This window comes from Mycobacterium pinniadriaticum, from assembly GCF_026242045.1.
Classification (GTDB): domain Bacteria; phylum Actinomycetota; class Actinomycetes; order Mycobacteriales; family Mycobacteriaceae; genus Mycobacterium; species Mycobacterium pinniadriaticum.
In genome coordinates this window covers 22,552-30,086 of sequence record NZ_JAPJDO010000054.1, presented here as the reverse complement: position 1 = coordinate 30,086, position 7,535 = coordinate 22,552, and the positions used below count along the sequence as shown (strand labels likewise).

The window sequence follows — 7,535 nt, the reverse complement described above, 5'->3', positions numbered from 1 at the left end:
GGCCCTGGCCCGCATGGAGATGAACAGCTTCTTCACCGAACTCGTCCCCCGCATCACATCCATCGAACTGGCCGGCGAACCCGAGTTGATGGCCACCACCTTCGTCGGCGGTCTCAAACACCTGCCGATCCGCTACTCGCTGAAGTGATTTCATTGGCCCGGTGGACGGCCAGGAACCCGTCCACCGCGGCGCGCGCACATTCGCGGTAATCAAAATCGGCCAGTGTGCTGATCCGCCCGGCGACAAGCGGGCCGATCAGCAACATGATCGCCTGCGCCCGGTCGACGTCACCGAGTTCACGTTTCGCATCGGGGCTGTCGAAAATCGCATCGAACGGCGCTCCATACTGCTGGGCGACCCGCTCCCGTAACGTACGCACTTCAGGGCTGTCGACACCCTCGGTCCTGCCCGGCAGATGTTCCATATCCGGACCCAGCGCCAGCCAATAGGTGGCCGTCAGCAGGATCGGGGTATCGCAGATGAGGTCGGCCTGCGCCTGCATCAGTGCGACGAGGCGGTCCCGCAGCGATCCCGACTCCGGCGGCATCGGCGCGGGCGGAATCAGGCTGTGGAAAGCCGCCGCCAGCAGGTCGTTCCCACTGGGAAAGTGCCGGTACAGGGTCGCCCTGGCAACGTTCGCGCCGCGCGTGACCGCGTCGACGGTCACCGCGCTCGGTCCGCCGGTGCGCAGCAATGCCGTTGCCGCGTCCAGTAACCGGGCGCGTGAGCGCGCCGGTCTCGGATCGCTGCGTCGGCCCGTCATCGCCCCAAATCCTCTCCCGCGACGATTCCCACGTCTGGCCGTTTTCGAGACTGATGGTCCCGAACGAATGACTGTAACCGAAGGAGTGCCACCGCGCGGGCGCGCTGATCCGGCCCGACCAGGGTACCGACTCGCGGTCGCGTGACGTCTCCACTCGGCCGTTGACCCCGATTCCAGCCCGGTGGAACCGGTGGTTTCACGCCACAAATTCCGCAGCGCGGCGGCCGATCATCGCGATGGTCGCGTGTGGCCCCCGACTGGTGATGCGCGGCAGCACCGAGCCGTCCACCACCCAGAGATTATCGATACCCCTCACCCGGCACCGCGGGTCGATGACTGCGTGCTCGTCGTCATCGGTGCCCATCGGGGCCGTGCCGCAGAGATGCTGCGAGGTCGACCATATCGGTTCGCCGAGCTGGGTTGTGGCTCCGAAAATTTCACTGGCGAGCTGACACCCGCGGCGCAGCGCTACCACGTCTTCGGGAGCGTGGTCGTAGCGGTGTTCGATCAGCGGGGCGACCGCCGGATCGGGCGACAGCAACGCGACCCGTCCGTGGCCGCGAGGCGTCATCAACGCCACGCCCAGATGGGGCCAATCCGGACGGCCGAGCGTCCCGTCGCCGACCATCGAGATGAACCCGCCCGTGTACGGCCGAATCTCGAGCCCATCCATGACCAGCACCACTTCGAGCACCGGACGTTGCGGAGCGACGGTCCAGGTGGTCGGCAGCACCCATTCGGGGTGGTCGAAGGTACGCTGCCCCACCGGCAGGTCAGCCGCCACGGTGATACCCGCCGAACGTAGGTCCGCCGCCGGCCCGACGCCGGAGAGCATCAGCAGGTGCGCTGACCCGATGGCACCCGCCGACAGCACGATGCGATCGGCCTCGACGACGACCGGCCCGGCCGGTCCGAGGACCTCGACGGCAACCGCCCGGCCGCCGGAGATCCGGATTCTCTGTGCGCGGCTGCGGGTGAGCACGGTCAGGTTGGGCCGGGCGGCTGCGGGCTCGAGGAAGGCCGCGCCGGGGCCGGTGCGGACGCCGTCCACGATGTTCAACGGCACCGCCCCGATTCCCGGCGGCGCGTTGTCGCCGTGCGGTTCGGCATTGAGGTCGGGCAGCCAGCGCAGCCCGGCGCCGGCGGCAGCGGTTACGAACGACGCTGTGCTGCCGAGAAATTCGTGAGTACGCCGGATCGCGATGGGGCCGCCATCGGCCCGATCGGGGAAATCGAGGTCGTCCTGGATCGCCCGGTAGTGCGGCCGAACCTCCGGCCAGGACCAGCCGGGGACACTGGGTCCGTCGAAATCGGCGGGTAGTGCCCGACAGAAATAGCCGCCGTTGACCGCGCCGGAACCGCCCACAGTCAGACCCCGCACGATGTCGGCGCCACGGCGTGGGTCGTCGGTCAACGACGTCCGGTATCGCTGGGCCAGCGGGCTGGCCGCGCCGATCGGCAGTTGCAGACCGTTGTGGGTGAGCTCCCGGACTCCGGGCTCGTCGGGCCCTGGACCGGCTTCCAGCACGGTGACCCGGCGTGCGGGATCGGCCGAGAGGCGTTCGGCGAGGACAGATCCGGCGCTACCGGCGCCGACGATCAGCACGTCGCTGCGCGCGATGTGGTCGACCACCGAGTCAGGTTTTGATCTGAGGTTTCAGCGGCCGCAACGTGCGCTCGCGGACCACACCCGTCCATAAGCCGGCGCCGTAGGCCAGGTCGTCGAGCCGCTTGAGCAGCAGGTAGGCGACCAGACCGATCGGCTTACCCTCGACGTCGTTATTGCGGTTGCGGGTAATCCAGTCCTGAACTCCGTCGAGGATCGCGGCCACCACGATCGCCTGCCGGCACCGGCGGGACAGCAGAGCCGCCACCAATGCCAGCGGCCAGTAGTGACGACAGACCGCTGCCGACAATTGCAGGGCGGCCGCCCCGATACCCCGCAGGGCCAGGAATACCACGTCGAAGATCCCGGCATCGGTGTTCTGCATCGCCTTGGCGGTGCGGCGCGTGGTCACCCCGGCGAAGACCAGTGAGGCAAGATAGCCCGTCGCCGATCCCAGCGCCATCAGCAACCACACCAGCAGGCTCCAGGCGGAGATCACCACCGGCGCGGTCTTGTCTGGGTGGCGGATCGACAGTGGAGCGGCCGAACTTCCGTAGAAAGCCTTGCGCTGCAGCCACGCCCGCATCTCGGTGCGGTGTTCGTGAGCGACCAGTGCGATCGGCTCGTAGCGCATCCGGGAACCGGACTCGATGAGCCGCCAGCACAGGTCGACGTCCTCTCCGGACGGCAGGGTCTCATCGAACCCGCCCAATTCCTGCAGCGCGGCCCGCCGGCAGATGATCGCAGCGCTGGGCACGTAGGACACCGGCCCGTAGGGCACCACCGGCGCCTCCCGCTCGCCGAGGTCGAGCGATGACCGCACCGCTTCGTAGCGGGCGATCAGCTGATCGCTGTGTCCGAGCCCCACGATGCGGGGGGCGACCAACGCGACCGCCGGGTCGCAGAAGTGACCCAGCAGCGCCTCCAGCCAGCCCCGGCGCGGCACGACGTCGGAATCCAGGAAGGCAACGAAATCTGTTGTACACGAGGCTAGTCCGGTGTTGCGCGCAGCCGCCGGCCCCTTGCTGCGGGAGTGCCGCAGCACCTCGATCTCGCAACGCGCACCGGCGAAGTCGCTCGACTGCACTGGAGTTTCCGAACCGTCGTCGACGACGACCACCCGCATCCCCCGCAATGACATCACCAGGCGATAGAGCCCAAAAGGATTGTTGCGCACCGGAATCACGACTGTGACATCGCGATGTGACGGACCGCCCGCCGGCCGTGGGTGTGCGACGGTGGCATCGAGCAGAGTGCGGGCCAGCTGGGCACTCATGGCGTCGCGCACCTCGAGGCGACCGTCGTCCAGCAGCGTCTGGGCCGACGGCGCCAGCCGCAGCAGCCGGGTGGGCGACCCGCCGAGCAGAGCCGAGCCCTCGGCCAGGGTGCGCACGCGTCGGTCGACCTGTACGGCAAATCCGTCCGGCAGCCGGGGCTGGGTCATGTCAGCATCCCGTCATCAGCCGGGCGCCACCGATCGATACGCCGCGAACACTCGGCGACCATCTGTTCGAAGATGCGCGCCCCCTCCATCGGTGTCGCCGTTGTCGGGTCACCCAACACGCCCACCTCACTGACTGCAGCCACCCCGCCGTGACGCATCTGCGGCAAAAGGGTAGCCAGTGGCGCCCGGTTCCCGCTACACCAGGCGTCGGTCTGCACGTCGGCCGGTGAAATATGTAGCAATACAGACGTTTCCGTGTGCCCGGCGTGGGCATCGCCGCCCTCCGCGACGCACGGGCACCAGGCGGCGTCCCGGCCCTCGGTACGCAGGCGGCGCACCGCCGAGCGCATCGCCTCGACGTTGCCGCCGTGTCCGTTGACGAAGACGATCCGCCGAGCCCAGCCGCAGGCCGAACGGCCGTACTCGACCAGCACCGCGATCAGCGCCTCGGTGCCGATCGACACCGTCCCGGCAAAGCCCTCGTGCTCGCCGGAGGCGCCGTAGGCGATCGCGGGAGCGAGCAAATAGTGATCATGATCGCGGCGGTTGAGATCCTCGGCCGCGGTCCGGGCCACCGCGGTGGCGATACGGGTGTCGGTGTCCAGCGGCAGATGCGGACCGTGCTGCTCGGTCGAGCCCACCGGGATCAAGATCGTGGGTGAGGAGTCGCGGAGTTGTCTCGATGTCGAACTGCCCAACTCGCTCCGAAAAGCCACGCGCCGATGGTAGGCCGAATTCATCTGCCGTGCGTCAATTGTTCGGGGAGAATACAAATTTCTTTCGTATTCGGGTCCGCTGGGCCCGCCAGGGGCGTTTACCGCCGTCCCGTCAGTCACGCCAGCCCCACAACCTCGCTTACGCCGGGATCAGCTCACCTCACCGGGAGGCACCCCGAGTGCCCGGATGAAGCCGTCTGGGACGAGGACGTCCTCAACCGTCAGGTCGTGAACCGATGCCTTCCCCAGTCCCCGCAGCGCCGAGTCGATACCTCCGGTCAGGATGTCGAGGACGTTCTCCACACCCGCCTGCCCGTTGGCGGCCAGGCCCCACAGGTAGGCCCGTCCGATCATCACCGCGCGCGCGCCGAGTGCCAGCGCCTTGACCACGTCACTCCCCCGCCGGATACCGCCGTCGAGCAGCACCTCGACCTGGTCACCGACCGCTGCCGCGATCGCGGGCAGCGCGCGGATCGAGGCCGGGGTGCCGTCTAGGTTGTTGCCGCCGTGGTTGGACACCGAGATCGCCGAAACACCAGCATCCACAGCCCGTTTGGCATCGTCAACACGCATCACGCCCTTGAGCATGAAGGGCCCGCCCCAGAGCTCGCGGAGCCAGGCGATATCGTCCCAGGTCGGCGGGGGGGTCCCCATCCACTCCCCATACGCGGCGAAGAACGGCGGACCGGCCTCCCCCTTGGCGGCCTGATTCGGCACCGACAGCGCGGGCGGACGCAGGGTCTTGGCCCACTGCAAGAACCATCGCGGCCTGGTCATGGCCTCGGGGCTCATCTTGAGCATGGTCTTGAGATCCATCTTCTCCGGGATCTTCGGGCTGCCCCAGTCGCGCCCGTGGCTGAAGCTCCAGTCGGTGGTCACGATGAGCCCGACCGCCCCGGCCGCGCGGGCCCGCTCGGCGCGTGCGGCGATGGCCTCCCGATCGCCCAGCCAATAGATCTGGAAGAACGTCTTGGGATTGGCCGCGACGACCTCTTCGATGGGCTTGCTGGCAAACGATGACAGCCCCATCGCGGTGCCGCGGGCCGCGGCCGCGCGGGCCACGGCTACTTCGCCGTCGGGGTGCACGGCCTGTACGCCGGTCGGGGAGATCAGAACGGGCAGCGAAACCTCTTGCCCCATGACGGTGGTTGCCATGTCCCGCTTTTCGAGGGCGCCGATGACGTGCGGTGCGAAGCCGAGCTCGTTGAAGGCCTCGTTGTTGCCGTTGACGGTCAGCCCCTTCTCACTGCCGCCGATGAGTGCGCCGTACGCGGACTTGGGAAGGCGCTTGCGCGCGCGCTCCTGTGCGAGGGCGACGGTTTCGAACCAGGTGTCGCGTGCCATGACTAGATCGGACTTTCGTTGCAGGGCTTGGCCGGGGGCCGGGTGGACAGGGTGAGCATGATCGGCTTGCCGCGGGAGTGGTCGGCGCTCGGGCGGGGCTTGTCGCGCTCGGCGGCAAGCGCCGGGGTCCCATAGCCCTCGACGCACTCCGGATCGGGGCCATCCAGCGGAAGGCCGGTGAAGAACTTCGCCGCCATGCAGCCGCCCCGGCAGGCGTCATAGTGCCCGCAGCTGCCGCAGGCACCCGCCGATTGCGGCTCGCGCAGTTCGCGGAATAGCGGCGCGTTCTTCCATACGTTGTCGAAGCCGTTGTCCCGCACGATGTTCCCGGCCAGAAACCGGTCGTGGATGGCGAACGGACACGCGTAGACGTCACCGACCGGGTCGATCAGGCACACCACCCGGCCGGCGCCGCACATGTTCAGCCCGGCCAGCGCACCGGGGGCGCCGAGGCCGGACAAGTGGAAGAACGAGTCACCGGTCAGCACCCGCTCCCCCTTGGCCACCAGCCAGTCGTAGAGGGTCACCTGCTGCTCGGGGGTGGGATGCAGTTCGTCCCACACGTCGGCGCCGCGTCCGGAGGGGCGCAGCCGGGTGATGCGCAGGGTCGCGCCGTACCGGTCGGCGAGCGCCTTGAAGTCGTCAAGCTGGTCGACGTTGTGCCGGGTGACCACCACCGAGATCTTGGCGTCTTTGAAGCCGGCGGCGGCCAGGTTCTCCAGGGCCCGAGTCGCCATGTCGAACGAGCCCGGTCCACGGACGGCATCGTTCACCTCCGCGGTGGCGCCGTCCAATGAGATCTGCACGTCGACGTAGTCGCTGGCGGCCAGCCGTCCCGCCACCTCCGGGGTGATGCGGACGCCGTTGGTGGAGAACTTGACCCCGACGTGGTGCGCGGTCGCGTAGTCGACCAACTCCCAAAAGTCCGGCCGCACAGTGGGTTCGCCACCGCCGATGTTGACGTAGAAGACCTGCATACGCTCGAGCTCATCGATGATGTCCATGCACTCAGCCGTGGACAGCTCGCGGGGGTCGCGCTTACCCGAGGAGGACAGACAGTGCACGCAGGCCAGATTGCAGGCGTAGGTCAGCTCCCAGGTCAGGCAGATCGGCGCGTCGAGGCCGCGCTCGAACTGCTCGATCAACCGGGGTACCGGTGCCACCGAAGTCATTGGGAATCCTTGCAGATCAACATATTCGAGGTCACCAGCACGCTCAGCGCATGCAGATAGGGTGCCTCGTCGGGCTCGTCGACGCCGGCCGCCCGCAGGGCGGCGCGCACATCGGGGTGTTCGGCTAGCGAGTTCACCACGGCCAGGATCGTGCGGTTCTTCAGGAACGACAGCTTCCTGGTGCCGAAGTGGTACAGCAGTGCGCCGAAGGGTTCGGGTCGCACGGCGACCTGCGGATGCAGGCGCCAGCTGAGTGCCGGGTCGAAGTCCGACCCGGCCACAGCCGGATCGCCCACTGCGTGGGCGGGCACGGTCAGTAGACCCCGCACATCCCGTCGATGGAGACCTCTTCGACCAGCGTCTCGGTCACGAGTTCGGTCTCGGTCTCACTTGCGTGGCTCGGCTCCATGAAAAGCACCCTTTCGTCGGCCAGGTTCTCGACAATTGTGATCGAGATCGCAAGAATATGGCATCGAGTGCCGAAAAGGA

8 protein-coding genes and 1 pseudogene are annotated in these 7,535 nt (G+C 67.9%); 1 reads left to right on the top strand and 8 read right to left on the bottom strand.

Annotated features, from left to right (window positions below; translation table 11 throughout):
• Positions 1-148 (top strand): annotated as a pseudogene (locus ORI27_RS30490) (cytochrome P450); the annotation flags it as partial.
• Here the strand turns inward: ORI27_RS30490 and ORI27_RS30485 are convergent.
• The 8 genes from ORI27_RS30485 to mftA all read right to left on the bottom strand — a co-directional run bounded on the left by ORI27_RS30485 (position 114) and on the right by mftA (position 7,455).
• Positions 114-764: a TetR/AcrR family transcriptional regulator gene (locus ORI27_RS30485; protein WP_266000871.1), complete on the bottom strand. Its 651-nt coding sequence runs from the start codon at positions 762-764 to the stop codon at positions 114-116. The pseudogene ORI27_RS30490 and the gene ORI27_RS30485 overlap by 35 nt on opposite strands.
• A 196-nt stretch (positions 765-960) precedes the next feature.
• Positions 961-2,397, bottom strand: a complete 1,437-nt coding sequence (gene mftG, locus ORI27_RS30480; RefSeq protein ID WP_266000872.1) for a mycofactocin dehydrogenase MftG — start codon at positions 2,395-2,397, stop codon at positions 961-963.
• Positions 2,398-2,401: 4 nt separating this feature from the next.
• A complete protein-coding gene (gene mftF, locus ORI27_RS30475) occupies positions 2,402-3,814 on the bottom strand; it encodes a mycofactocin biosynthesis glycosyltransferase MftF (RefSeq protein WP_266000873.1) in 1,413 nt (470 codons plus the stop codon).
• Positions 3,811-4,554, bottom strand: a complete 744-nt coding sequence (gene mftE, locus ORI27_RS30470) for a mycofactocin biosynthesis peptidyl-dipeptidase MftE (protein WP_266000874.1) — start codon at positions 4,552-4,554, stop codon at positions 3,811-3,813. Before mftE ends, mftF begins: the two co-directional genes overlap by 4 nt.
• A 126-nt stretch (positions 4,555-4,680) precedes the next feature.
• Positions 4,681-5,874: a pre-mycofactocin synthase MftD gene (gene mftD / locus ORI27_RS30465; protein ID WP_266000875.1), complete on the bottom strand. Its 1,194-nt coding sequence runs from the start codon at positions 5,872-5,874 to the stop codon at positions 4,681-4,683.
• 2 nt (positions 5,875-5,876) lie between these two features.
• Positions 5,877-7,046: a mycofactocin radical SAM maturase gene (mftC, locus tag ORI27_RS30460; protein ID WP_266000876.1), complete on the bottom strand. Its 1,170-nt coding sequence runs from the start codon at positions 7,044-7,046 to the stop codon at positions 5,877-5,879.
• The gene (gene mftB / locus ORI27_RS30455) at positions 7,043-7,357 is read right to left on the bottom strand and encodes a mycofactocin biosynthesis chaperone MftB (RefSeq protein ID WP_407666490.1); all 315 of its coding nucleotides are present in this window, start codon (positions 7,355-7,357) and stop codon (positions 7,043-7,045) included. The genes mftC and mftB overlap by 4 nt, the downstream gene beginning before the upstream one ends.
• Before the next feature lie 2 nt (positions 7,358-7,359).
• Positions 7,360-7,455 (bottom strand): mycofactocin precursor MftA, encoded by a 96-nt coding sequence (gene mftA / locus ORI27_RS30450; RefSeq protein WP_005143850.1) that lies wholly within the window; start codon positions 7,453-7,455, stop codon positions 7,360-7,362.
• Between the last annotated feature and the right edge of the window lie 80 nt (positions 7,456-7,535).